This is a genomic window from Serratia sp. BFP-2025 (genome assembly GCF_050880365.1).
Classification (GTDB): Bacteria; Pseudomonadota; Gammaproteobacteria; order Enterobacterales; family Enterobacteriaceae; genus Serratia; species Serratia surfactantfaciens.
Genome location: NZ_JBPAFV010000001.1, coordinates 628,857 through 652,712 on the forward strand (window position 1 = coordinate 628,857; position 23,856 = coordinate 652,712).

At 59.5% G+C, this 23,856-nt stretch carries 22 protein-coding genes; 12 read left to right on the plus strand and 10 right to left on the minus strand.

Annotated elements, in window-relative coordinates; translation table 11 throughout:
- Positions 1 to 13: 13 nt before the first annotated feature.
- Positions 14 to 802, minus strand: a complete 789-nt coding sequence (locus ACRAWE_RS02990; RefSeq protein ID WP_154746527.1) for an ABC transporter substrate-binding protein — start codon at positions 800 to 802, stop codon at positions 14 to 16.
- Positions 803 to 824: 22 nt separating this feature from the next.
- Positions 825 to 2,006 (minus strand): M20 aminoacylase family protein, encoded by a 1,182-nt coding sequence (locus ACRAWE_RS02995; protein WP_432524729.1) that lies wholly within the window; start codon positions 2,004 to 2,006, stop codon positions 825 to 827.
- A 138-nt stretch (positions 2,007 to 2,144) separates the two neighbouring features.
- Here ACRAWE_RS02995 and ACRAWE_RS03000 point away from each other — a divergent pair, with 138 nt between their 5' ends.
- The 8 genes from ACRAWE_RS03000 (at position 2,145) to araD (ending at position 11,073) form a co-directional block, all read left to right on the plus strand.
- The gene (locus ACRAWE_RS03000) at positions 2,145 to 3,098 is read left to right on the plus strand and encodes a LysR family transcriptional regulator (protein WP_432524731.1); all 954 of its coding nucleotides are present in this window, start codon (positions 2,145 to 2,147) and stop codon (positions 3,096 to 3,098) included.
- A gap of 285 nt (positions 3,099 to 3,383) precedes the next feature.
- Positions 3,384 to 4,451 carry an erythritol/L-threitol dehydrogenase gene (locus ACRAWE_RS03005; RefSeq protein WP_004935601.1) on the plus strand — a complete coding sequence of 356 codons (1,068 nt, stop codon included), beginning with the start codon at positions 3,384 to 3,386 and terminating at the stop codon, positions 4,449 to 4,451.
- A 135-nt stretch (positions 4,452 to 4,586) separates the two neighbouring features.
- A complete protein-coding gene (locus ACRAWE_RS03010) occupies positions 4,587 to 5,504 on the plus strand; it encodes an ABC transporter substrate-binding protein (protein ID WP_015378502.1) in 918 nt (305 codons plus the stop codon).
- Between the two features lie 54 nt (positions 5,505 to 5,558).
- A complete protein-coding gene (locus ACRAWE_RS03015) occupies positions 5,559 to 7,049 on the plus strand; it encodes a sugar ABC transporter ATP-binding protein (RefSeq protein ID WP_432524733.1) in 1,491 nt (496 codons plus the stop codon).
- The gene (locus ACRAWE_RS03020) at positions 7,046 to 8,035 is read left to right on the plus strand and encodes an ABC transporter permease (protein WP_164114325.1); all 990 of its coding nucleotides are present in this window, start codon (positions 7,046 to 7,048) and stop codon (positions 8,033 to 8,035) included. The genes ACRAWE_RS03015 and ACRAWE_RS03020 overlap by 4 nt, the downstream gene beginning before the upstream one ends.
- 8 nt (positions 8,036 to 8,043) lie before the next feature.
- Positions 8,044 to 9,531 (plus strand): FGGY-family carbohydrate kinase, encoded by a 1,488-nt coding sequence (locus tag ACRAWE_RS03025; protein ID WP_211129744.1) that lies wholly within the window; start codon positions 8,044 to 8,046, stop codon positions 9,529 to 9,531.
- Complete coding sequence (locus ACRAWE_RS03030; protein WP_432524736.1) at positions 9,518 to 10,387, plus strand: L-ribulose-5-phosphate 3-epimerase; 870 nt, start codon at positions 9,518 to 9,520, stop codon at positions 10,385 to 10,387. The genes ACRAWE_RS03025 and ACRAWE_RS03030 overlap by 14 nt, the downstream gene beginning before the upstream one ends.
- Positions 10,381 to 11,073, plus strand: coding sequence for an L-ribulose-5-phosphate 4-epimerase (araD, locus tag ACRAWE_RS03035; RefSeq protein WP_033632583.1), 693 nt, complete (start codon positions 10,381 to 10,383; stop codon positions 11,071 to 11,073). The genes ACRAWE_RS03030 and araD overlap by 7 nt, the downstream gene beginning before the upstream one ends.
- Positions 11,074 to 11,079: 6 nt before the next feature.
- On the opposite strand, the gene ACRAWE_RS03040 is transcribed toward araD, so the two are convergent.
- Positions 11,080 to 12,084, minus strand: coding sequence for a LacI family DNA-binding transcriptional regulator (locus tag ACRAWE_RS03040; protein WP_432524739.1), 1,005 nt, complete (start codon positions 12,082 to 12,084; stop codon positions 11,080 to 11,082).
- A 419-nt stretch (positions 12,085 to 12,503) separates the two neighbouring features.
- Here ACRAWE_RS03040 and ACRAWE_RS03045 point away from each other — a divergent pair, with 419 nt between their 5' ends.
- Positions 12,504 to 13,202, plus strand: a complete 699-nt coding sequence (locus ACRAWE_RS03045) for a hypothetical protein (RefSeq protein WP_432524741.1) — start codon at positions 12,504 to 12,506, stop codon at positions 13,200 to 13,202.
- Positions 13,203 to 13,351: 149 nt separating this feature from the next.
- On the opposite strand, the gene ACRAWE_RS03050 is transcribed toward ACRAWE_RS03045, so the two are convergent.
- Both ACRAWE_RS03050 and ACRAWE_RS03055 read right to left on the minus strand, forming a co-directional pair.
- A complete protein-coding gene (locus ACRAWE_RS03050; protein ID WP_432524743.1) occupies positions 13,352 to 14,170 on the minus strand; it encodes a haloacid dehalogenase-like hydrolase in 819 nt (272 codons plus the stop codon).
- Positions 14,171 to 14,630: 460 nt separating this feature from the next.
- On the minus strand, positions 14,631 to 15,524 hold the full coding sequence (locus ACRAWE_RS03055; protein WP_432524745.1) for a LysR family transcriptional regulator: 894 nt from the start codon (positions 15,522 to 15,524) through the stop codon (positions 14,631 to 14,633).
- Between the two features lie 107 nt (positions 15,525 to 15,631).
- On the opposite strand from ACRAWE_RS03055, the gene ACRAWE_RS03060 reads away from it, so the two are divergent.
- The 3 genes from ACRAWE_RS03060 to ACRAWE_RS03070 all read left to right on the plus strand — a co-directional run bounded on the left by ACRAWE_RS03060 (position 15,632) and on the right by ACRAWE_RS03070 (position 18,743).
- Positions 15,632 to 16,939 (plus strand): serine hydrolase, encoded by a 1,308-nt coding sequence (locus ACRAWE_RS03060; protein WP_432524747.1) that lies wholly within the window; start codon positions 15,632 to 15,634, stop codon positions 16,937 to 16,939.
- A gap of 197 nt (positions 16,940 to 17,136) precedes the next feature.
- Positions 17,137 to 17,343: a DUF6434 domain-containing protein gene (locus ACRAWE_RS03065; RefSeq protein WP_432525558.1), complete on the plus strand. Its 207-nt coding sequence runs from the start codon at positions 17,137 to 17,139 to the stop codon at positions 17,341 to 17,343.
- A gap of 407 nt (positions 17,344 to 17,750) precedes the next feature.
- Positions 17,751 to 18,743, plus strand: a complete 993-nt coding sequence (locus ACRAWE_RS03070) for a hypothetical protein (RefSeq protein ID WP_141967758.1) — start codon at positions 17,751 to 17,753, stop codon at positions 18,741 to 18,743.
- A gap of 134 nt (positions 18,744 to 18,877) precedes the next feature.
- Here the strand turns inward: ACRAWE_RS03070 and lptG are convergent, their stop codons facing one another.
- Genes lptG through ACRAWE_RS03095 form a run of 5 tightly spaced genes read right to left on the minus strand, consistent with a single transcriptional unit; the run spans position 18,878 to position 23,843 of the window.
- Entirely contained in the window at positions 18,878 to 19,957 is a 1,080-nt protein-coding gene (gene lptG / locus ACRAWE_RS03075) for an LPS export ABC transporter permease LptG (protein WP_432524749.1), read from the minus strand.
- Positions 19,954 to 21,024 (minus strand): LPS export ABC transporter permease LptF, encoded by a 1,071-nt coding sequence (lptF, locus tag ACRAWE_RS03080; protein WP_063919714.1) that lies wholly within the window; start codon positions 21,022 to 21,024, stop codon positions 19,954 to 19,956. The genes lptG and lptF overlap by 4 nt, the downstream gene beginning before the upstream one ends.
- Before the next feature lie 28 nt (positions 21,025 to 21,052).
- Complete coding sequence (locus ACRAWE_RS03085; RefSeq protein ID WP_432525559.1) at positions 21,053 to 21,619, minus strand: YtfJ family protein; 567 nt, start codon at positions 21,617 to 21,619, stop codon at positions 21,053 to 21,055.
- Between the two features lie 20 nt (positions 21,620 to 21,639).
- Positions 21,640 to 22,509: a hypothetical protein gene (locus ACRAWE_RS03090; protein ID WP_198636366.1), complete on the minus strand. Its 870-nt coding sequence runs from the start codon at positions 22,507 to 22,509 to the stop codon at positions 21,640 to 21,642.
- Positions 22,506 to 23,843 (minus strand): lipopolysaccharide biosynthesis protein, encoded by a 1,338-nt coding sequence (locus tag ACRAWE_RS03095; RefSeq protein WP_019453576.1) that lies wholly within the window; start codon positions 23,841 to 23,843, stop codon positions 22,506 to 22,508. The genes ACRAWE_RS03090 and ACRAWE_RS03095 overlap by 4 nt, the downstream gene beginning before the upstream one ends.
- Between the last annotated feature and the right edge of the window lie 13 nt (positions 23,844 to 23,856).

Below are 23,856 nucleotides of genomic sequence, written 5' to 3' on the forward strand. Positions count from 1 at the left end.
AAGGGAACGTTTGTTACTGCTCCGCGCCGTACATGTCGAAGTCGAAATACTTGTCATTGATTTTCTTGTAAGTGCCATTGGCGCGGATCGCCTGCAGCGCGTCGTTGAAGGCGTTCAGCAGTGCGGTATCCTCTTTGCGCACCCCGATGCCGTCGCCGACGCCGAAGTATTTGCTGTCGGTCAGCTCGGCGCCGATAAAGGCGAAGTCTTTGCCGCCGGGCGTTTTGAAGAACTCGCTGGCGCTGACGCTGGCCAGCAGCGACGCATCCAGGCGGCCGTTGGCCAGATCTTCGTTCACCTCCTGCTGGCTTTGGTAGGCGACCACGTTAACGCCGGCTGGGCGCCACAGCGCGTTGGCGTAGGCCTCCTGGCTGGAGCCTTGCTGCACGCCGACGGATTTGCCCTTCAGCGAGGCGGCGGTAGGCTGCAGGTCGCTGCCCTTATGCGCCACCAGCCGCGCCGGGGCGTTCGAGACTTTGCTGGAGAATGCGATCTGCTGCCGGCGCTGCGGCGTGATGGTCATCGACGAGGCGATAGCGTCGAACTTCTTTGCCTGCAGGCCGGGGATCATGCCGTCCCAGCTGCTTTCCACCCACACGCACCTGGCTTGCATCTGGTCGCACAGCGCCTGGGCGATATCGACGCCGAAGCCGGTCAGCTTGCCCTGCGGGTTTTTATATTCCAGCGGCGGAAAGGTGGGATCGATGCCCAACTTGATCACTTTGCCGCTGAATTCACCGCTCAGCGCGGGAAAACTCGCGGCCAGCGGCAGCAACAACAACAGCCCTTTGATGGTTTTCATGTCATTTCCTCAGCGTTGGCGATTAAACCGCAGGGCGAGCCAAAAAGCGCTCGACCAATTTGACCCAGTAGGTGGCGCCCAGCGACAGACTGTCGTCGTTGAAGTCATAGCCGGGGTTGTGCAGGGCATTGCCCGGCGTGGCGGGGCCGTTGCCGATTGAGATGTAACTGCCCGGGCACTTCTCCAGCATAAAGGCGAAATCTTCGCTGGCGGTGAACGGCCGCAGCGTGGGGATCACCCGGCCCTCTCCGGCCCACTCCAGCGCCACGGCGCGCGCCAGCTCGGTTTCTGCCGGGTGGTTCACCAGCACCGGATAGCCGTGTTGGTAGTCGATCTCCGCGCGGGCGCCGAAGCTGGCGGCCTGCGCCGTGACCAGCTCGGTGATGCGCTGCTCCAGCCGCGCGCGCACCGCCGCCGTCAGCGCGCGCACGCTGAGCGTCAGGGTGGCGGTCGCCGGGATCACGTTGGCGGCCTGACCGGCCTGCATCGCCCCCACGGTGACGATCGCCGTTTCCTGCGGATCGATATTGCGCGCCACGATGGTTTGCAGGCTCATGACGATGGCCGCGCAGGCCACCACTGGATCGACGGTGCTCTGCGGCACCGCGCCGTGGCCGCCGTGGCCGTGCAGGGTGATGTGCACCGTGTCGGCCGAGCACATCAAGGGGCCGCTGGCGAAGCCCAGGTGACCGGTGGGGAAGCCGGGCACGTTGTGCATGGCGAACACCGCGTCGCAGGGGAAGCGCTCAAACAGGCCGTCTTCGATCATCACTCTGGCGCCGCCGCCGCCTTCTTCCGCTGGCTGAAAGATCAGGTGCAGGGTGCCGCTGAAGTTCGGCTGCCGCGCCAGATAGCGCGCCGCCGCCAACAGCATGGCGGTGTGCCCGTCGTGGCCGCAGGCGTGCATCACCCCGGCATGGGTGCTGGCGTAAGGCAGCTCGGTGGTTTCGGCGATCGGCAGGGCGTCCATGTCGGCGCGAATGCCGAGCGATTTTCCCGGCCCGCGCTGCAGTGTGGCGACAACGCCGGTTTGTCCTACGCCGCGCGTGACGCGGTAACCCCATTCCTCCAGCCGCCGCGCCACCAGATCCGAGGTGGCGAACTCCTGGAATCCCAATTCCGGGTGGGCGTGAAGGTGGCGGCGAAGGGCGACCATCTCATCATGAACGGCGGCGATATCAGGCAGTATCAGTGAATGCATCATCACGATCTCCGGCAAAGGGCCCCGGCTAACGGGCGGTAAACGGGGCAGAGAGGTTGGTATCGAGACTAGCAAACTCCGTTTTTGTCGGGTAGCCGCCGTTCGGTTATGCTGACAACCTGTGATTGTCAGGAGGTAAACATGAAACTGCATCAACTGCAGGCGCTGGTGGCCAGCGCCGACAGCGGCAGCATTCGCGCGGCGGCGCGGCATCTGGGGCTGTCGCAGGCGGCGGTGACCCGCGCGCTGCGCGAACTGGAACAGGAGCAGGCGCTGCCGCTGCTGATCCGCACGCCGACCGGGCTGGGCTTCACCCCTTACGGCAAAACCTTGCTGGCGCACGCGCGGCTGGTGCTCAACCAACTGGAGCAGGCGCAGGGCGAAATGGCGGCGCTGCGCGGGAGTGCGGCGGATCTGGTCAAGGCGGCGATTACCCCCTGGCTGATGTTGACGGTGCTGCCGCCGGCGGTGATGGCGTTTCGCGGCAAGGTGCCGGCGGTGCGGCTGGAACTGTCGGAAAGCCTGATGGCCAACGCTCAGTCGCAGCTGCGCGAGGGCACGATGGATTTCGCCATCACGCCGCTGCCGGCGTCGTCGGCGCCGCAGGAGTTTCATTGCGAGCCGCTGCTGGAGTATGAAACGGCGTACATGGTGCGGCGCGGCCACCCGCTGGCGCACAGCACCTCGCTGCTTCAGCTGCTGGAGCAGGATTGGGTGATGAGCTATACCCAGGAAAGTTTCGATGCGCTGCTCGACGAAGTGTTCCACCGCCACGGCGCGCGCCTGCCGCGCCAGCGCATTATCCAGGCGCATTCGTTCGGCATGCTGCAGGCGTTGGTGGAGTCCGCCGAGATGTGTACCTGGTGCCCGCGGCCGATCGCCGCGCTGCCGCAGTTTGCCTCCCGCGTGCAGCCGCTGGCGCTGCGGGAGAGCTGCCAACCGGCGCAGCTGAATATCGTCACCCGGCGCAACAGCATTCTGAGCGCCGCCGCCCACGCGTTTATCGACACGCTGGTACGCACCCTGCGCCAGCAGGTGCGATCGTCGCGGCCGGAGGATCGCCAGATCTACGATCGCGTGCGCCTGCTGATTTAGCGGATCTGCCTGGATCGCCGATCCCGTAAATGGGATCGCGATCCGCATTTGTAGCATTTTTAGCCGCAATGTTAACGATATGTGATTTTGCTCAAATAATTATTTTTGCAGCTTTGGTTATATGTCGCTCTATGTTCACGTTGTCATTTTGAGTTTTCCTGGATATTTGATGATTAATCAATTGAAATTTATCACTTTATAGCGTTTTTTGTTTTTTGTTAGATAAAAATGACAACGTCAACATTTAGATTTTTCAAGTATTTAACGAGTGTATTGGAGGAGTGGATGAGTCAGTTGCCGGAAAAAATGCGCGCGGTCGTTTGCCACGGCCCGCAGGATTATCGTTTCGAACAGGTGCCCACGCCGCTGCCGAAGGCGCGCGAGCTGGTGATCAAGGTGGAAGGCTGCGGCATCTGCGCCGGCGACTGCAAGTGCAAGAACGGCGCGCAGATGTTTTGGGGAGAGAATCCGTGGGTCAAACCGCCGGTGGTGCCGGGGCACGAGTTCTACGGCCGCATCGCCGCGCTGGGCGAGGGCGCGGAAGGCAAATACCGGATCGGCGAGCGGGTGATCGCTGAGCAGATCGTACCGTGCTGGGAGTGCCGTTACTGCAAATCCGGCAGCTACTGGATGTGTGAGACGCACAACATTTACGGCTTCCAGAAAGACGTGGCGGAAGGCGGTATGGCGGAATACATGCGCTTTTCCGAGAACGCCATCGTGCACAAGATCCCGGAAAGCCTGAGCCATGAAGACGCGGTCTTGATCGAACCGATGGCCTGCGCCATCCACACCGTGGCGCGCGGCGACATTCAGCTGGACGACGTGGTGGTGCTGGCCGGTGCCGGGCCGCTCGGGCTGTGCATGGTGCAGGTGGCGCGCCTGAAAACGCCGAAGAAACTGATCGTGATCGACGCCATCGACGAGCGGCTGGCGCTGGCGAAGGAGTTTGGCGCCGACGTGGTGATCAACCCGCTGAAGGAAGACGCCGACCAGATCGTCAAATCGCTGACCGGCGGCTACGGCTGCGACGTCTACATCGAGGCCACCGGCGCGCCGATCGGCGTCACCCAGGGGCTGCAGATGATCCGCAAGCTGGGCCGCTTCGTGGAGTTCAGCGTGTTCGGCAAGGAAACCACCGTCGACTGGTCGATCATCGGCGATCGCAAGGAGCTGGACATTCGCGGCGCGCACCTGGCGCCCTACAGCTATGAGATCGCCATCGATCTGTTCGAGCGCGGGCTGGTGACCTCAAGCGGCGTGGTGACCCACAGCTATTCATTGAACGACTGGGACGAAGCCTTCGCCCTGGCGGACTCGACCGACTCCATCAAGGTGATCCTGGTTCCCTGACCCTCCCGCCGTACCGCTGTTGCAGTCACGATCGCCGGCCCGCTCGCAATGGGGGGCCGGCCGGTCGGCCAAACGTAAAGACATGCTGTTGCTCTGATAACCACAACAAGAAGCTTCCCTACAGGAGAATTGGCTATGTTTTCATTATTCAAAAAGACCCTGCCTTTTATCGTCGCCGGTGGAATGTTGGCGGCCAGCCATGGGGCGCTGGCCAAGCAAATCACTATCGGTATGTCGTTCCAGGAAATGAACAACGACTACTTCGTCACCATGAAGCAGGCGCTGGATCAGGCGGCGGCGGATATCGGCGCCAAGGTGTACGTGGCCGATGCGCGCCATGACGTCGCCAAACAGATCGGCGACGTGGAAGACATGCTGCAGAAGAAGGTGGACATCCTGCTGATCAACCCGACCGATTCGGTGGGGGTGCAGTCGGCGGTGATCTCCGCCCATAAGGCCGGCGCGGTGGTGGTGGCGATCGACGCGCAGGCGGAAGGGCCGCTCGACTCGTTCGTCGGCTCGGAAAACTACGACGCCGGCTTCCAGGCTGGCGAGTACCTGGCGAAAGCGCTGGGTGGCAAAGGCAAGGTGGCGATCCTCGACGGCATCCCGGTGGTGCCGATCCTGGAGCGCGTGCGTGGCTTTGAAGCGGCGATGAAAAAATACCCCGACATCAAGATCGTCACCAAGCAAAACGGCAAGCAGGAGCGTGACACCGCGCTGACCGTGACCGAAAACATGCTGCAGTCGGCGCCGGATCTGGCGGGCATCTTCAGCGTCAACGACGTCGGCGCGCTCGGCGCCTTGGCGGCGATCGAAAGCAACGGCGCCAAGGTCAAGCTGGTGAGCGTCGACGGCCAGCCGGAAGCCATCAAAGAGATCCTCAAGCCGAATTCGCCGTTCATCGCCACCTCGGCGCAGTTCCCACGCGACCAGCTGCGCATTGCGCTCGGCATTGCGCTGGCCCGCTACTGGGGCGCCACGGTGCCGAAAACCGTGCCGGTCAAAGTGAAGCTGATCGACCGCAGCAATGCGGCCGGCTTTAGCTGGTAACAGCGGCCGGGTTCGCCCCGCTGCGGCGGGGCGTTCGGCGCGGAGGGCAATGCGGTGACACCTTTACTGGAACTGAAGCGAATAAAAAAGAGCTTTCCCGGCGTGAAGGCGCTGGACGGCATCGATCTGGCCATTCAACGCGGCGAGGTGCACGCCCTACTGGGCGAAAACGGCGCCGGCAAATCGACGCTGGTGAAAATCATGTGCGGTATCTATCAGCCGGACGAGGGCGATATTTTTATCGACGGCGAGCAGCGCCGCTTTAACAACTATCGCCAGGCGATCGAGGCCGGGGTCGGCATTATTTTTCAGGAATTCTCGTTGATTCCCTATATGAGCGCCATCGACAACATCTTCCTCAACCGGGAGATCAGGAACCGCTGGGGCCTGCTGGATCGGCGGGCGATGCGGCGCAAGGCCGAGGCGATTTTCAAGCGGCTGACGGTGGCTATCGATCTCGATTGCCCGGTGGAGCAGCTGAGCGTGGCGCAGCAGCAGTTCGTTGAGATCGCCAAGGCGCTGTCGCTGGAGGCGCGGGTGCTGGTGCTGGACGAACCGACCGCCACGCTGACGCCGGGCGAGGCCGAGCACCTGTTCAGCGTGATGAACGATCTGCGGCTGCTGGGCGTCGGCATGGTGTTTATCTCGCACCACCTGGACGAGATCTTCACCATCTGCGATCGCATCACCGTGCTGCGCGACGGCACCTACATCGAAACGCTGGCCACCGGCGACACCAACGTGGAAGAGCTGGTGCGGCTGATGGTCGGGCGCAAAATCGAAAACGCCTTCCCGGTGAAACAGCACCCGGTCGATACCGCGACGGTGCTGCTGGAGGCGGAGATCCAGCGTGAGAAGCACGGCGCGACCGACCGTTTTCGGCTGCACAAGGGCGAGATCCTTGGTTTCGCCGGGCTGGTGGGCTCCGGGCGCACCGAGACCGTCTCGGCGCTGATCGGCGCCAGCCGCTGCCACCGCAAACGCGTCAGCCTCGGCGGCCAACCGGCGGCGCTGCGCTCTCCGGCGCAGGCGCTGGCGCAGGGTATCGGCCTGCTGCCGGAGAGCCGCAAAACCGAGGGCCTGGTGCTGCCGTTCTCGGTGGCGCAGAACATCACCCTCAACCGGCACCACCGGCGCGGCAAGATCTTCGTCAGCGCCCGCAAGGATCGCGACGTGGTGCAGCGGCTGATCCGCGCCGTGGGCGTGAAAACCCCGGACGCCGAGACCGCCGTCAGCACCCTGAGCGGCGGCAACCAGCAGAAGGTGGTGATCGCCCGCTGGCTCAACAACGACTGCAACATCCTGATCTTCGACGAGCCGACGCGCGGCATCGACGTGGGCGCCAAGGCCGAGATCTACCAGCTGATGCAGCAACTGACCCAGCAGGGCATCTCCATCATCATGATTTCCTCCGAACTGCCGGAGATCATCGGCGTGTGCGACCGCGTGCTGGTGTTTCGCGGCGGCCACATCGTTGCCGAGCTGACCGACGACGACATCGAATCCAACCACATCATGCTTCACGCGACCGGGAGTGCCTTATGATCGGAATTGAACAACCCGCCGTGGCGCGCCGCGCCGCCGGCCCCAGCCTCGGCAAGCGCTGGGAAAAACTGCTGCATCACCCGGCGGTCTTGCCGTTTATCGGCTTCGTAATTTTGTTCGTATTGATGAGCCTGCTGAACGACAGCTTCCTCAGCGTCAACAACCTGACCAACGTGGCGCGCCAGGTGTCGATCAACGCCATCATCGCGGTGGGCATGACCTGCGCCATCCTGACCGGCGGCATCGATCTCTCGGTGGGGCCGGTGATGGCGCTGGCCGGCTCGGTCGCCGCCGGGCTGATGCTGGCGGCGGTGCCGATCCCGCTGGCGATGGTGGCGGCGTTGGCGGTCGGCGCGTTGTTCGGCCTGGCCAACGGCGCCTGCATCGCCTACCTGCGCATGCCGCCGATCATCGTCACCCTGGCGTCGATGGGCATCGCCCGCGGCCTGGCGCTGCTCTATACCGGCGGCTACCCAATCTCCGGCCTGCCCGACGTCTTCTCCTTCTTCGGCCGCGGCACGGTGCTGGGCATTCAGGTGCCGATCCTGATCATGCTCGGCGTGTACCTGCTGGCCTGGCTGATGCTTAACCAGCTGCCGTTCGGCCGCTACGTCTATGCAATGGGCGGCAACGAAGAGGCGGCGCGCCTGAGCGGCATCCGCGTGCCGCGCTACAAGATGCTGGTCTACGTGATCAGCGGCCTGACCGCCGCGCTGGCCGGGCTGGTGCTGACCTCGCGCCTGATGAGCGGGCAGCCCAACGCCGGCGAAGGCTTCGAGCTGGACGCCATCGCTGCCGTAGTGCTGGGCGGGGCGGCGATCTCCGGCGGGCGCGGCGCCATCGTCGGCACGCTGGTGGGGGCGATGATGCTCGGGGTGCTCAACAACGGCCTCAATCTGATGAACGTATCGCCGTATATCCAGAACGTGGTGAAGGGCGGCATCATCCTGGCCGCCATCTACCTCAGCTCCGTGCGGCGCAAATAGGAGGCGCGATGGCAGTCTTTCTTGGCATAGACGTCGGCGGCACGGTGATCAAGGCCGGGCTGTACCGGGCAAGCGGCGAAGAGCTGGCGATCGCCGAACGCGACGGCGCGGCGATTGCCGCCCAGCCGGGCTTCAGCGAACGCAATATGGATGCGCTGTGGGATGACGTGTGCGCGGCGATCCACCAGACGCTGCATGCGGCGGGGTTGGAAGCCGGGCAGGTGCGCGGCGTCAGCTTTTCGGCGCACGGCAAAGGGCTGTACGCCATCGACCGCCACGGTAAACCGGTCGGCAACGGCATCCTCTCTTCGGACAACCGCGCGGTGGCCACGGCGGCTGAGCTGCGCCGCGCCGGCGTGGACGCGCAGAGCTACCCGCGCAGCCTGCAGCCGCTGTGGCCCAGCCACCCGGCGCTGCTGTTGCGCTGGCTGAAGCAGCGGCAACCGGCGCAGTACGCCGCCGTCGATCGCATCCTGATGGCGCACGACTACCTGCGCTTTCGCCTCACCGGCGAGGCGGCGGCCGAAGTGACCAACATCTCCGGCAGTAACCTGTTCAATCAGCACAGCGGCGCTTACGATCCGGCGCTGATGGCGGCCTTCGGCATTGAAGAGGCGCAGGAGAAGACCGCGCCGGTGATCGGCTCGGCGCAGCTGGCCGGGCGGGTGACGGCCGCTGCGGCGGCGCAGTGCGGCCTGCGAGCGGGCACTGCGGTGTACGGCGGCCTGTTCGACGTGGTGGGCGCGGCGCTCAGCTCCGGCGTGGCCGACGATCGCACGCTCAGCGCGGTGGCGGGCACTTGGTCGATCGCCACCTGCGTGACCGAGCGCATCATTCCCGCCGATTACCCCTACGCCTGGGGGCGCTATTGCATCGACGGCCGCTATTTCGTGCACGAAGGCAGCCCGACCTCGGCCGGCAACCTGGCCTGGTTCCTGCGCCAGTTCTGCGCCGACGACCGGCAGCGTTACGCCCAGTTCAACGCCTGGGTGGCCGAGCGCCGCGAGCAGCCCAGCGGGCTGCTGTTCCTGCCTTATCTGTACGGCTCCAACCTCGGCGGCAACACGCCGGGCGGGCTGATCGGCCTGAGCGCCCACCACGAGATGGCGGACGTGGTGCAGGCGATCTACCAGGGCATCGTGTTCTCGCACCTGATCCATCAGGAACGCATGGTGCAGCTGAACCCGCGCATCGAGCGGGTGCGCATGACCGGCGGGCCGACGCAGTCCGAGGTGTGGATGCAGATGTACGCCGACGCCGGCAACCTGCCGCTCGAGGTGGTGGAAACGCGCCAGAGCGGCTGCCGCGCCGCCGCCTTGTGCGCCGCCGTCGGCGCCGGGGAGTACGCCGGGTTCGCCGAAGCGATCGCCGCCGCGCCGCCCAAACTGCGTTGTTATTATCCCGCGACCGCCGCCCACCGGCGCCTGCGCGCCCAGCAGGCGCGCTATCTGGCGGTCGCCCAGGCTTTGAGTGAGGTGACTGATGCAAACGACTAACGCCGCCTGTCTGGGGCTGTATGAAAAGGCGCTGCCCGCCGATCTGGACTGGCCGCAGCGGCTGGCCACCGCCGCCGAGCTGGGCTTTGAGTTCGTGGAGATGTCGATCGACGAACAGCCGGCGCGCCAACAGCGGCTGGACTGGGATCGCCGCCAGCGGCTGGCGTTTATCCAGGCGCGGCTCGACAGCGGGGTGACGGTACCGAGCCTGTGCCTGTCGGCGCACCGGCGCGATCCGTTCGGCAGCGCCGACGCCGCCACCCGCGAACGGGCGCGGGTGCTGATGAGCAAGGCGCTGGAACTGGCGACGGATCTCGGCATCCGCAACATCCAGCTGGCGGGCTACGACGTCTATTACGAACCGGCCGATCGCCACAGCCGCGAACGCTTTATCGAGGGCATGCAGTGGGCGGCGACGCAGGCCGCCAGGGCGCAGGTGATGCTGTCGGTAGAGGTGATGGACACGCCGTTCATCAACAGCATCAGCAAATGGCGCGACATCGCCCGCCACGTCAACAGCCCGTGGTTCACGGTGTATCCCGATCTCGGCAACCTCAGCGCCTGGGGTAACGACGTCGCCGCCGAGCTGGCGCTGGGCATCGGCAGCATCACCGCCGTGCACCTCAAAGATACCGTGGCGGTGGGGCCGGGCAGCGCCGGGCAGTTCCGCGACGTGCCGTTCGGCGAAGGCTGCGTGGATTTCACCCACGCCTTTTCTGTGCTCAACGCGCTCGGCTATCGCGGCCCCTACCTGTTGGAGATGTGGGCGCGCGAAGACGGGCAGGATAAGCAACGCATCGCCCAGGCCAAGGCCTGGATCGAACAACAAATGAATGAGGGAGGCATCGCATGCTGAACGAACTCAAGCGGCAGGTGCTGGCCGCCAACCTCAGTCTGCCGGCATACGGGCTGGTGACCTTTACCTGGGGCAACGTCTCGGCGATCGACCGCCAGAGCGGGCTGGTGGTAATCAAGCCTTCGGGCATCGCCTACGAGGCGATGACGCTGGAGGATCTGGTGGTGGTGGATCTGGAGGGCAAGGTGCGCGAAGGGCACCGCAAGCCCTCATCCGACACCGCCACCCACCTGGCGCTGTACCGCGCCTTCGCCGATATCGGCGGCGTGGTGCACACCCACAGCCGCAACGCCACCATCTGGGCGCAGGCCGGGCAGCCGATCCCGGCGCTGGGCACCACCCACGCCGACTACTTTTACGGCGACATCCCCTGCACCCGGCCGATGAGCGAGGCGGAGATCGCCGGGGATTACGAGGGGGAAACCGGCAAGGTGATTATCGAGACCTTCAATCAGGCGGGGCGCGATCCGCAGCAGGTGCCGGGAGTATTGGTCTATTCCCACGGCCCGTTTGCCTGGGGCAAGGACGCGGCGGATGCGGTGCACAACGCGGTGGTGCTGGAAGAGGTGGCGATCATGGCGATGGCGACGCGCCAGCTGGCACCGGCCATCGCCCCGATGCAGCCGGAGCTATTGGACAAACATTTCCTGCGCAAGCACGGCAAACACGCCTACTACGGGCAATAGCGCCCGTCAGCGATTCAACAGCGAGCCGGTGAAGAACTCTCTGCGCACCGGCAGTTCGCCGCGCGGGCTGTTAATGGCGCTGAACAGCAGCTCCGCGGCGATCTCCCCCAGTTTCTGCGTATCGTGATACACCCCCGGAATGTGCAGGCCGTAAGCGCCGGCGCGCGGCGGTTCGTCTATCGAGAAGAACTTCACCTGCTGATAGAGCCCCATCTCGTGGCAGATGGCGATGGCGCCCAGCGTGATGATGCCGTTCAGGCCGATGATGTAATCCGGGCGGTTTTCCGGCTGCGCCAGATAGGCGCGTACCTCGCTTTCCTGCGAGGTGAAATCGTAGTCGCCGTTGATGATATGAATCTCACGGCCGCTGCCCTGTAGCGCCGCGACGATGCCGGCGGTGCGCGTTAGCGTAATCTCCGAATCCGCCGGGCCGCCGATGATCAAAAGCTTCTGCTCCGGCTGCTCCGCCAGATAGCGCCCGGCCAGCACGCCGATCTCGCGGTTATCGAGGAACACGCCGCTCAGCTGCTGATCGTAAAGATCGCGGTCGATCAGGATCAGCGGCACGCCGTACACCTCGGCCAGCTCGAGATAGGCGGGACGGTAGCGCTTGTCGTCGCGCACCGCCGACAGCATGATACCGCGCGCCTTGTAGCCGAACAGCGCCTGAATGGCGCGCATTTCTGCCTCTTCGCTGCCGTCGGTGTCGAACAGCATGATCTGGTAGCCCTGCTGGCGCGCAATGCGCGACACGGTCTTGATCAGGCCGGAATAGAACGGGTTGTACATGCTGCTGGTAACGATGCCGATAATCTGGCTGCTGCTGCTTTTCAGCCCCTGTGCGAACGCGTTGGGCACATAGTTCAGCTCTTTGGCGATGGCGTGAATGCGCTCGCGGGTTTCCGGCTTGACCAGCTCGGGCTTATTGAAGGCGCGGGAAACGGTGATATTGGTCACCCTGGCGCGGCGGGCGATATCCACGATAGTGGCATTGGGATTGGCTTTCGACACCGTCTTTCCTTGCGTTATGCCTCAACAGATCCCTTATTGTAGGGAAAGGGCGAGGGCGGTGCTAGGGGGGAGTTGGGGGATGGAGTGGGGGGAGGGAGAATAATGGAATAAAAATAGAGGTAATAATGTCGTTGATTTATTAATTATGAATTGAATCATTTTATGTGGCTATATTTTGTTGGCGGAGAGTTTGGTAAGGTGTATCGCATGGTCGAGATTAGGTGTTAATGACGGCTTTGTGCCAGGAGCAGATGTTACTGAATCCGCATGATGTTAGTTAGAGGGGAGATGGTAGAGTTGTAGTAAGATTCCCCATGATAATGTTAGTTGAAGGTTGCTACGTAACAAAGATTTTTTTACCACCGAAGACGTTGAGGCTTTTATATTTAAGTCGCAATAACTGTTAAGAGAGCGTAAAAATGATCGAAATAAAAAACTCGATAAATTGGTATTTAGTGAAGATTAATAAGTCTATAGCGGCGATAGAGACTTTTAAGTCGCCGGTAAATTATGATGAGTTAAGGTTTCAGTATGGTATTCTTATTGAATCCATTTTCTCACTTATCGATTACATAGAAGACAAAAAAACGATCTTCAATAATAGCAAATTTGAAATAGAAAGAAAGATAAAAAAGGAAATAGGTTCCGAAGGGAATACAATCATGGATTATATGAGAGAACTGAGAAACTCTATCATTCATAGAGGTGAAGATGTGGTCTCTGCGGGGAATGTGATTAACGGTAGATTTGCAATCTTAGCTCCAGATAATGTAACAAACAGGAGTGGGAATCTGATAGAAAAACCTAAGGATATGTTTTTAGATAAATTACTTTCTATTCTCGATAATGCCACGAAAAATGTCACTAAATCTGAACTGCATAAATTGAACATCTTAGAAGAAAGCAATGTTCAGTCGATTAATGATTTGGCAACAAGAATAAAAAACATACCAATTCCACATCATGCTCCAGATGAAGTAAAAATGATGATTAAAGCTCATCGAGAAAAAACTTTGGAAGAAGATTGTTTCTCGATGGCGACAGATGTTTATAATGCTTCTCTGATTAATTTGAAGGGAAATCTAGATATTCGGATGAATATCCAGCACTTATCATAATGCTTTTGTGATGCTTTGATGTAAGTCTTCCAGAAGAGCGCGCCAGTAACATTTTGAGTCCTTAAGGCAATGTCCGCTACTCGCTCGCAGCGGACCTTCAGCTTAGGTAGCTTGTCCGCTTAGTGCCAAGAGCGGACATCATTGCCTAGCTATCCCTTTCTCTTAAATAATTGTAACAGTCCTTTTACTGTAACATCCAATTGACTCCCCTCATTATACAAAGCAGGAACAACATAATTAGCCCTTTCTTCAGCTATTAACTTCTCAACTTTTTCTTGCGTAGTTTGATTATTCCATTTTTTATTGTCAAATACAGCCAAAGAAACTCCGCCTTGATATCGAACCATTTTCATTGCTGGAATGTCTGTGTCTCCATCTCCAAAGTATATCATTTTTTGGAAAGGGATCTCGCGATCCTCAGGCTCAATGAATTTATTGATGGCTGCATTATCCCATGAGTTAGGAATACCTTTGTTTATTCTAAATAAAAATTGAGTCTTTGTAGTGTAATTGATTGCTTGTGCTGGCCATGTAACGGATTTACCATCAGGAGAATAATGATATTTACATGCATAGATATCACGAAATTCACAGCCTATGGATGTCCCTCTAATCATCGCATCTAAACCACTGGAAATTATGTAATGGTATAATTCTAAACCGTGTTGTTGAGCATAATCATTTATTCGCTCAAACCAGCCTTCAACACCGGGGAATAACGGGATTGATTTCCCATGTCTTTTCAAGTTGGCTTCAGTTAACTCTTGGGAACCAAGCTCACTCGCTTTCTCAGCAAGAAGTCCAAGATAAGACAATATTTCATCGCCATCATCACTCTTGGCCCGCTGTTTAACGGACTGCCAAAAAGAGGCAATATCATTAATTCCTAAAGCGGGCATAAGTCCGTGTTGAGCACAATCACCTTCTGCTAGAGTTCCATCAAAATCATAAATTAACGCACATTTCATTGGTTATACCTACTTAACGTAACGCAAAACTATGGAACATAGTATGCAATGGTTGGAGACAACGCAGTGATGTCAAAGGTCAAAACTATATTAATACTGCTTCAGTGAGTATATGTCAAAATATTAATACAGGTTTAAAATGGGTCAATAGAGATTTGAGCAGTATGTCAAAACTCTGCTCCACCAACTGGCTATTTCCTTTTGATTAATAGAACCAGATGTTAGTGATGCCCTAACTAATTGGACAAATAACAGTGAGCTTCCGCTCCTCGCTCAAAGCCGCCCCTCAAATGCTGCCTATCAAAGCAATAAACCAGCGCCAGCAGCAGTGAGCTAAGGCACTGAGGGGCTCATTGGAGGAAGCATCAATCCCCGTCTAAGAACGATCGAAAAAGCAGCGTGGACGATGAGCTCTATGCTCGACTATCGGTAACACCCCCGCTAATCTAGCAGCAACTTTTCACCCCCCAACTTTCCGCCACAACCCCGGCAACAGCGCCAACGTCTCATCAATCAACGCCCGCCGGTCATTGCCCGGCTTCCAGATGGTCACCATGGTTTGGCTGATCCCTTGGCTGCCCACTTCGGTGCGCAGCGTGTTGACGTTTTTCCACCGTTCGGCATGCATATGTGTCGGCAGGAATCCCCAGCCACAGCCCTGTTCGAGCAGGGCGCGCAGCATCTCCAGCTCGTTGGTAAACATTGTATGCCCGGAAATTTGCAGGCGGCGCGCCACCGGTTCGTCAGAATCCGGGTGCATAATTACCTGCGGCGCGAGCGAGAGTTCCAGCAGCGAAAGCGGTTGTTCCGCGCCGGGGAAAAGCGCTTTAGACGCGTAAAAATCCATCTCTATCGCCCCTAAGGCGCGCCACTCCATGGCGTCGCCCACGCTGCGGTGGCGCGCCTGACAGATCCCCAGATCGGCCTGGCCGCTTGCCAGCAGCCTTTCCGCTTCGTCGCGTGAGGCGTTAATCAGACTCAGCCGCGTGTTGCGTTGGGCCATGGCGGCAATCAGCGCTTGCAACAGCGCGCGGGGTGTAAAGGGATCGTAGACCAGCGAGATTTCCTGCGCCGCGCTCTTGGGCACGTCTTTGGCAAATGCCTCAAACGCTTTCACCTGCCGCATCAGCAGGTGCGCCTGGCGCTGTAGCTGTTCGCCTTCCTGCGTCAGGTGCAGGCTGCGCCCCTCGCGCAGGAACAGCGCATAGCCCAAGCCATCCTCGAGAAAATCAATCAAATCGCGCAGCGTCGTGCGGTCTTTGCCCAGCTTGAGCGCGGCTTTCGCCAGGCTGCCGTGCTCGGCCACGGCGGTGAAGGCTTCCAGTTGGGCAAAGGAATAAATCAGGCTTGGCACGCGGCTCTCCCGTCGATTTTGCGGGGGATTTTCCCCTATCAGGCGTTTTTTATTATAGGCCGCGTTTTTTTAAGCTGAACGCCTTCCTGAGCTAAGCGAGAAAAAATATGAAAAGCAAAGTGTTTAACCGCAGCCTGCTGGCGGGCGTTGTCATCAGTCTCTGCAGCGGCCTGTTGGTGCCCGCCGCGCTGGCCGCCTGTGCAAGCACCGAACTCAGCGCCTGTCCCGCGCCTTTCGATGCGCAACTGCCGGACACGCACAAGATGCTCACCTGGAGCCAGAGCGACCGGGTGATCGGTTTTCGTAACGACTACCGCAACTATGCCGGGGATGTGTTTCATCACGGCAACGCTGCGCCGCTGCTGGCCTCCGCTAAACCATTAACCGACGCCAGTTATCGGGTGAATGGCAAAACCTACCACCTGCAGGATTACCTGCAGCGCCAGAACGTCAGCGGCATGCTGGTATTGAAAGACGGCAAAATCGCCTGGAAATATCTGGGGCAGGGCAATACCGACGCCACGCTGTGGACGTCGCGCTCGGTGGGCAAATCGGTGGTCGCCACGCTGGTGGGCGTGGCGATTAAACAGGGCAAGATCCGCTCGCTCGACGATCTCATCACACAATACGAACCCGATCTCAAAGGCACCGCGTGGGACGGTGTGACCCTCAGGCAGCTGATCACTCATACCTCCGGCGTGGCGTGGAATGAGGATTACACCAACCCGAAATCGGACTTCGCGCAGCTGACCGAGTGTGAAGCCAGGCCCGGTACCTACGCCTGCGTGCGCAAGCTGGTGGCCGGCTTACGCCGCGCACACCCGGCCGGGCAGAACTGGTCTTACTCCTCCGGCGGCGCGTGGCTGCTGGGCGACGTGCTGGAGCGCGCCACCGGTATGCCGCTGGCGGCCTATCTTGAGCAAAGCATCTGGCAGCCCTACGGCATGGCGAGCGACGGCGTGTGGCATGCCTACGCCAAAGGCCAGCATGACGTGGGCGCGCATGGCTTCAACGCCACGCTGGAAGACTGGGGGCGCTTCGGTGAGTTCATTCTGCATAACGGGACGCTGCCGAACGGCAAACAGATCTTGCCAGCCGATTGGGTAGCCCAGTCGTCCAACTGGACGCGGGCGGCGGGCTCAGTGTCGGCGGCGCATCCTGACGGCATTTACGGATTCCAATGGTGGAACAACGAAGTGCCAGTGAATGCGACTAACGTAGAACCTGCTCCGCAGGCTTCCCTCAAACATTCCCTGTGGGCGCTGGGGATCTTCGGCCAGATGATTATGGTCAATCAGGCGGAGAATCTGGTGATCGTCCAGTGGTCCACCTGGCCGCAGGCTGAGCCTTCTTTCAGCGCGCAACCGCTGGAGGCATCTCTGATGTTTAGCGCGATAGCGAAGGAACTGCGTTAACTCTACGTAGCAAGCAGGGGCGGTTGCCATTCCGCCCCTGTTATAAATGTGCCCGTGCATATAACAGCGCGGAAACGGCGGTCTGGGCTATGCTTTTCACCACATCCACTTTGCGCCGAAACGGGCGTGACAAAAGTGCGATAGGTCAGGCCAGGTTGAAGCTCTTTATCGAACGGCTCTTCACAGGGGTGGGTAAATTGAAAATCGATTGGCATAGCACATTGCTAACACGCGCCACGATCGTGGATAAAAGCTACAAAAATACGCAAAACGTTCGTCGTTTCATGGTTGAGGCGTGCGGAGAAGATTTTCGCTTCGATCGTGAGTTTATGGCATGGATACGCAATGACATGCCAAAGACGTTAGGTGATGTCGCCGATGAGTGGCGGCGCAGGCACTCATAGTCGTTCATAAACCCTAGCCGGTTAGGGGGCGGTACGGGCAGCGCCTTATTGTTGGGTACCAGAACGGCCATTCATTTTGCTCAAGTCTTCAAATGGTTCTCTGTCATAAAGTCCGGCAAGGTGTGAAATTTCAGGGCGCCTTATTGGAATGAGGCATAGCGATAAAATCCAGAGGGCGGAAGAAGTAAGTACTTGGCCATTAATTCAGAACCAGATATTGACCAGCGGCGGTCGCATGAGCTGATGTTGATTATTTAAACAATAATCAACTTTCTCATGTTTGCATTAATATCAGAAGGCCTACCAACTGTTTTTCCAAGAGAAAAATCCCTTCCGTCGTGATAGATTAAATTCATGAAATATTGTTTTCAAACTTAAACTATTTAAGATTTAATAATGAGGGAGTAATGGGTTTATTCACTTTGGAAGATCAAGAATTCAAAAAGGTTGCTAAAACCACATTTATGCGCGAATCGATCCTTGAACGCAGGGATATTCAGTCAGCAATAGCCAAGAATATGAGCGATTTTTTGCCCGATTGCCTGGTAATCCAGGAAGAGTTTAACAATTGGGAAAATAGTCAACGTAGAATTGATTTACTCTGTATCGACAAGGCATTTAATCTGGTTGTCGTTGAGCTGAAGCGGGATGAACAAGGTGCGCATATGGAGCTTCAGGCGGTAAGGTATGCCGCCATGGTTTCACAAATGACGTTTAATGATGCTGCGGAGTGCTACCAAAAACATCTTGATAAAGAAGGTGTTGCTAAGAACGCAGAGCAGGAGATACTCAAGTTTTGTGAGCGAGACGAAAGTGAGATTGCTGACTTCAATACTCAGGTAAGGATCGTTCTGATCTCGGCTGATTTCTCTACGGAAGTGACTAATACGGTACTTTGGCTGAACAACAACGGGTTAAATGTCAGCTGTTTCAAGTTAAGCCCTTATCTACACCTTGATAAGATATTGGTCAATTTTGAACAGATAATACCACTGCCCGAAGCAAAAGATTTCTTGGTTAGACAGAAACGAAAAGAAACGGAGGCCAGGGATGCCAAAGAAAAAGGAGAGAGAGATTACTCGAAATTTATCTATAAGGGTGTGGTTTATAATAAAAGAAATCTGGCCTATGAGCTGATGAACGAATGGATTATGGATACTAATCCGTATGGTATGCAGGCGATAGCGTCCGTGTTTGGCGATGATATCCATCGCAGCCTTATTAAAGCTGAACAGGATGTGATTGCGTCACGGCGTAAGCGATTTCATGATGAAACCATTGAGCTTGCCTCCGGTGAGATAGTACTAGTGACTAATCAATGGAGTATTGGCTCTATTCAAAAGCTGATAAATAAGTTTGCCAGCCTTGGCTATAACATTGAGATGCACCAGCAAGATTGATGCCAGGCGGCCAATCAGATGAGTCTCAGCACGCAAAGCGGAACCTTGCCCCTGTATGTGATGGCATTGTTCCGCTTGATACTCTCTCCGTTGTCCGCAAGCATGCCAGGCACGCCTCTGCATCAGCGCTTTCCCTAACCCCGCCGATCAAACCGATAAACCAGCGCCAACGCCAACGCCAAAATCAGCAGCGGTGGAGCGAGGGCGGTGAAAGGCGCATTGAGGGCGAACAGCAACCCCAGGTTGAGAACGATCTGGTAAGCGATGTAGGTCAACAGCCCGACGATCACGCCGAGCGCTAACCGGCTGCCCATGCCGGGGGCGCGCGGGGCGGTGAAGGTAAACGGGATGGCCAGCAAAATCATCGCCAGCACCAGCAGGGGCTGGCCGAGTTTTTTCCACAGCGCCAGGCGGTATTCGGTGCTGGGCTGCCCCGAGCCCTGCAGGTAATCGATATAGCGATCCAACTGCTGCAGCGAGAAACTGCCCGCCGGCAGGGTCAGCTCTTTCAGGCTCGGCACGGCGAACAGCGATCGCCACGGCAGGCTGTTTAGCCGCTCAATCGTCTCTTTTCTGCCTTGCCAGCTTTTTTGCATCACATTGTGCAGCAGCCAGCTGCCGTCGGCAGAGGCGCTGGCGCTTTCGGCGTATATGTAAGATTCCAGCGCGCGGTTGGCCTGATAACGGAAGATCTCAATGCCGTAGGGCTGGTCGTTCTCATCGACGGTTTTTACCGTCACAAATTCGTTGCCGCGCCGCGCCCATAGCGGGTTCACGGTCACGTCGTTATCGTTCGACTGCGCCAGCGCGTTGTTCTTCATCTGCAGCGCGCGCTGCTGCAGCGGCGAGGCCGCCCATTCATCGAGAGCGCCGAGCGAGAGGTTCATCAACAGCCCGGCGGCGAGCATCACCAGCGCAATGCGGAATATCGACATCCCGGCGGAGCGGATCGCTGTCAGCTCCAGGGTTTTAGACAGCTGGCCCAGCCCAACGATGCCGCCGAGCAGCGCGATAAACGGCCCCAGATCGACCAGGCTGCGCGGCAGGGTCATCACGGTCACCAGCAGCGCCTGCTGCCAGCGGTAGCCGCCCGGGGTCACGTCCTCCAGCTCGTTGATCAGCGTGAAGGTGGTGAACAGCGGGATCAGCAGCCCGGCCGCGGCGGCGAAGCCGATGAACACGTTGCGGATCAGGTAGCGGCTAAAAATGGTCATCGGGCAGTTTTCCGCAGCAGGGATAGGTCGCGCGCCAGCAGCAGGGCAATGCCGACAGCCATCGCTATCGGCACCAGCCAGACGCCGGGGATCGTCGGCAGAGAGCCGTTGGCCACCAGCGTGCGGCAAATGTTGCCGCCATAGAAAATCACGGTAAACAGAATCGTCAGGGGCAGCAGCGCGGCGTAGCGCCCCTGCCGCGGCTTGATGCGGCTAAAGGGGATCGCCAGCAGCACCATCAGCACGGTGGTCAGCCCGCGGCTTTCGCGCCATTGCAGTTCGGCGGCGTCACCCGGATCGGCGGAGCGTGCCAGTTCCGCCGGCGAGGCCGATTTATGCCGAGACTCGGCGCTGGGCACGAACGGTTTGAGCGCGATGTCGAAGTTGTCGTAGTTCTGCCCGTTGTCGTCGGTGCCCTGGCGATCCAGCGCGTAGGCGGTGCCGGTTTTCAGCCGCACGGCGGGGCTGGCGGGGGAGGCGTCGAGCACCTCCACCGACTGCGCGCGGTACAGGTTGGTGTGATGGGCGCCGCGTACGTAAATCAGGGCGTCCGTCAGGTGGTTGGCCGTTTTATCGACGTGATTGGCGAGGATCATGCGGCCGTTGCCGCTGACGTTGAATTTGTCGGCCTGCAGGTGGCTCACGTCCAGCACCGATTGCGACTGCTGCTGCAACTGATAAATATTGGCGTACGCCCAGGGTCTGCCATACAGCGAAAGCAGCGTGACCGCTATCGCCAGCGGCACGGCCAGTATCAGCACCGCCTTGTACAGCCGCAGCGGGCTGGCGCCGGCGGCCAGCATGGCGGTGATCTCCGCATCGCTGTACATCTGGCTCAGGGCCACCGCCACCGAGACATACAGCGCGACGGGCAATATCATCTCCAGCGCGATCAACGATTTATAGAAAACCACGTCGGCCACCACCCGCAGCGCCAGCGTGCCGTTGGCGGCGTCGGTCAGGTAGCGCTGGGCGGAGTAGCTGGCGAACATGAAGATCAGAAACCCGGCGATCATCATTACCAGGCGGCGGATCTCAACCGTGATATAGCGTTCAATCAAAGACATGCGTTATCGGCTCCCGGCGGCGTGCGCGTCATGGCGTCTCTCGGTCGATCAGGGCGCGCAGCAGGGCGATCACCTGATCAACTTCCTGCGGCGTGAGTGCGCCGTCCTTCGCCCACTGCACGCGCCCGGTCTTGTCCAGCACCACGATGGTGGAACTCTCCTCCGGCAGCCGCCAGGCCATGCGCCCCAGCCCGTCGCTGTCGACGATGAACTGCGCCCAGGGGTAATGCCGCTTGTTTTTCTCTATCTTGCCGCGCACGAAGAAGCCGGAGCCCGGTATCGCGTCGTCGGTGTTGACGATGGTGGTGGGCTGGAAGCGATCGCCCGGCAGGTTCGCCTCCTGGACGGCGTTGATCAGCAGCGAGTTCTTCTTTTTGGCCGAGGTGCGCCCGGCGATGTACTGGATCACCCGCACCTTGCCCGCCAGTTTGGCGCTGTTCCACGGCCGGTAGTGGAAATCGCCGTCGCGCAGCAGCAGCTCGCCGCGATCGGCGATGGCGATCGGCGCCACCGGCTTGCCATGCACGAAGTTATGCGCAGGCGCCGCCAGCGGCGTCAGCAGCAGGGCGAGGGGCAGCAAGCGGCGTAACGTCATCATGGCTCTGAGCAACGCGCTTATCTGCCCGCCGCGATGGCCGGCTGGGAAAACGACAGCGGAAAGCGCGCCAGCAGCAGCTCCAGGCGCTGGCGGATGTCGATGTCCAGCGTCGCCGGCCGGTCATAGATATCGCCGCCGGCCAGCTTGTCCGCCACCATCACGTCGTGCCGGTCGCCCATCAGGCCGTTAATCGCCGCCAGGAAGCGCGAGATCTGCCGGGCTTCGCGGTTGTCGGGATCGATCGATCTCAGCGTGTCGTAAAACGACACCTGCCGGCTGACGATTTTGCGCACGTCGTGGAACTGATGCCCGGTCAGCGCCGGGCTGGCGATCAGCGTCTGCAGGGAGCGCATCTGTTCCTGGCGGTAGGTGATAAAGCCTTGTGGGCTTTCCAGCCGGGTGTGGCGCAGCGCATAGCGCACGTAAGACCACACCGGCTTGCTGAGCAGCAGCCGCAGCAGGTTGCCGTACAGCGTCAGGTTCTTCTGGTTGCCGTTGCGAAATGCGTCCTGAAAATGGCCGAGCACCACGGTGGTGGTGTGGAACAGGCGGTTGGCGCGATGAGAGGCGCCGTACAGCTGCTGGGCGAAGCGCAGGTGCTTATAGCGGGCGCGAATATATTTGTAGCGCATGCGGGTGGCTGCCGCCAATTGCGGGTCTTGCAGGAAACCGTTCACCAGCTGCAGCAGCTCGCGGCGGGAAAAACCGTCTTCCCAAAACTGCAGGCACAGCGCGTAGTTGTCCCGGATGCTCTCGGGGGAACACTGCAAATCAATCTGCTGCGGTAGGCTGATATTCGCCTCGACCAGATCGTCCTCTTCCACCGCGACAAACAGCGCCTGGGTGGTTTCGGCGGAGAACTTCTTCCAATTCGTGTTAGCGGTCATTGATTACTCTCTTTGGGCACATTCAGCCCCAACATAAAGCGATTGCGGTAGGCGCCGATCGTCGGTATCAGGGATAACAGAACGTCTAAACATTGCCCAAGTAAATAAGCGAAGGCGGCGCCCTGCACGCCGAAGGCGTACGCCATCGACACCAGCAGCGCAATGTAGGCCGCCGAGGCCGTCGCCTGCGCGATCAGGAAGGCGCGCTGCTTGCCCGCCATAAACAGTAAGGATTCCTGCGGGAAGCCCATCATCGAGACGATGATCGCGCCCAGCATGATTTGAATCAGGTCATAGGCTTCCAGGTATTGTTGCCCGAACACCGTGGAGATAAGCGGCTTGCCCACCAGCAGCATCAACACCGCCACGGCCAGGCCGATGCCGCCGGCCAGCAGCGAGGAGCGTAGGCCCAGCAGCCACGGCGTCTTGGTACGCGGATCCAGGCGCATGATCTCCGGATAGAAGCTTTTCTCCAGCAGCTTGGCCGGGGTACCCGTCGCATCGAAGAAGGTCATGGCGATCTTGAACAGCCCGGCGGCGGCCGGCCCGAGCACCACGCCCACCAGCACCGTGGTGCAGGAGTTGCGCGCGGCCCAGATGGTATGGGCGATGTTGGTGGTCCAGACGAAGTTCCAGGCACCCTCGATGCGGCGCGCGACGTCGAACAGCCGCGGCCGCAGCGCGCCGTGAATATCGCGGCGGCGCAGTTCGCGCGCGGTGAACCACCAGAACAGCGTGCCGCCGATCAGGTTAGAGGCGTACCAGGTGACGATAAAGCCCGGGAATCCCAGATCGAAATAGTAGGAGATGACGCTGCCCACCGCCTGCAGGAACGGCTTGATCGCCTGCTGGATGGCGATTAAGTCGAAGCGGTTGAAGGCGCGCAGCACGCCGGTCGGCGTGGATGAGGTCATCGACGGGATCAGCGTGCAATACAGCATGGCGAGCCAGAAGCTCTCGCTGTCCAGCCCCAGGGCGTGAGACAGGAACGGCAGCATGACCATGCCGCCCAGCACGGCGATGACGCCGCTGGCGATATCCAGCCCGAAGGAGAAGGCGACGACGTCGCGGAAGCGGCCGGTATTTTGATGCTCCAGCGCCGGGGTGCCGAATTGCACCACAAACTGCCAGGTCTGGAATTTGATGAAATCGCTGACCGCTTTGGTATAGGCCTGGATCACCACCAGCACGCCGAACATTTCAGGCGACATGCCTTTACCGGCGCAGGAGAGCGCCAGCAGGCCGAGCAGCGCGCTGGCCACGCTGCCGGAACCTAAATAGGCGGCGTTACGTAAAATGGAGCGAAACGCGCCATCGGAAAACCACCGTTTCATGACTCAAACCAAC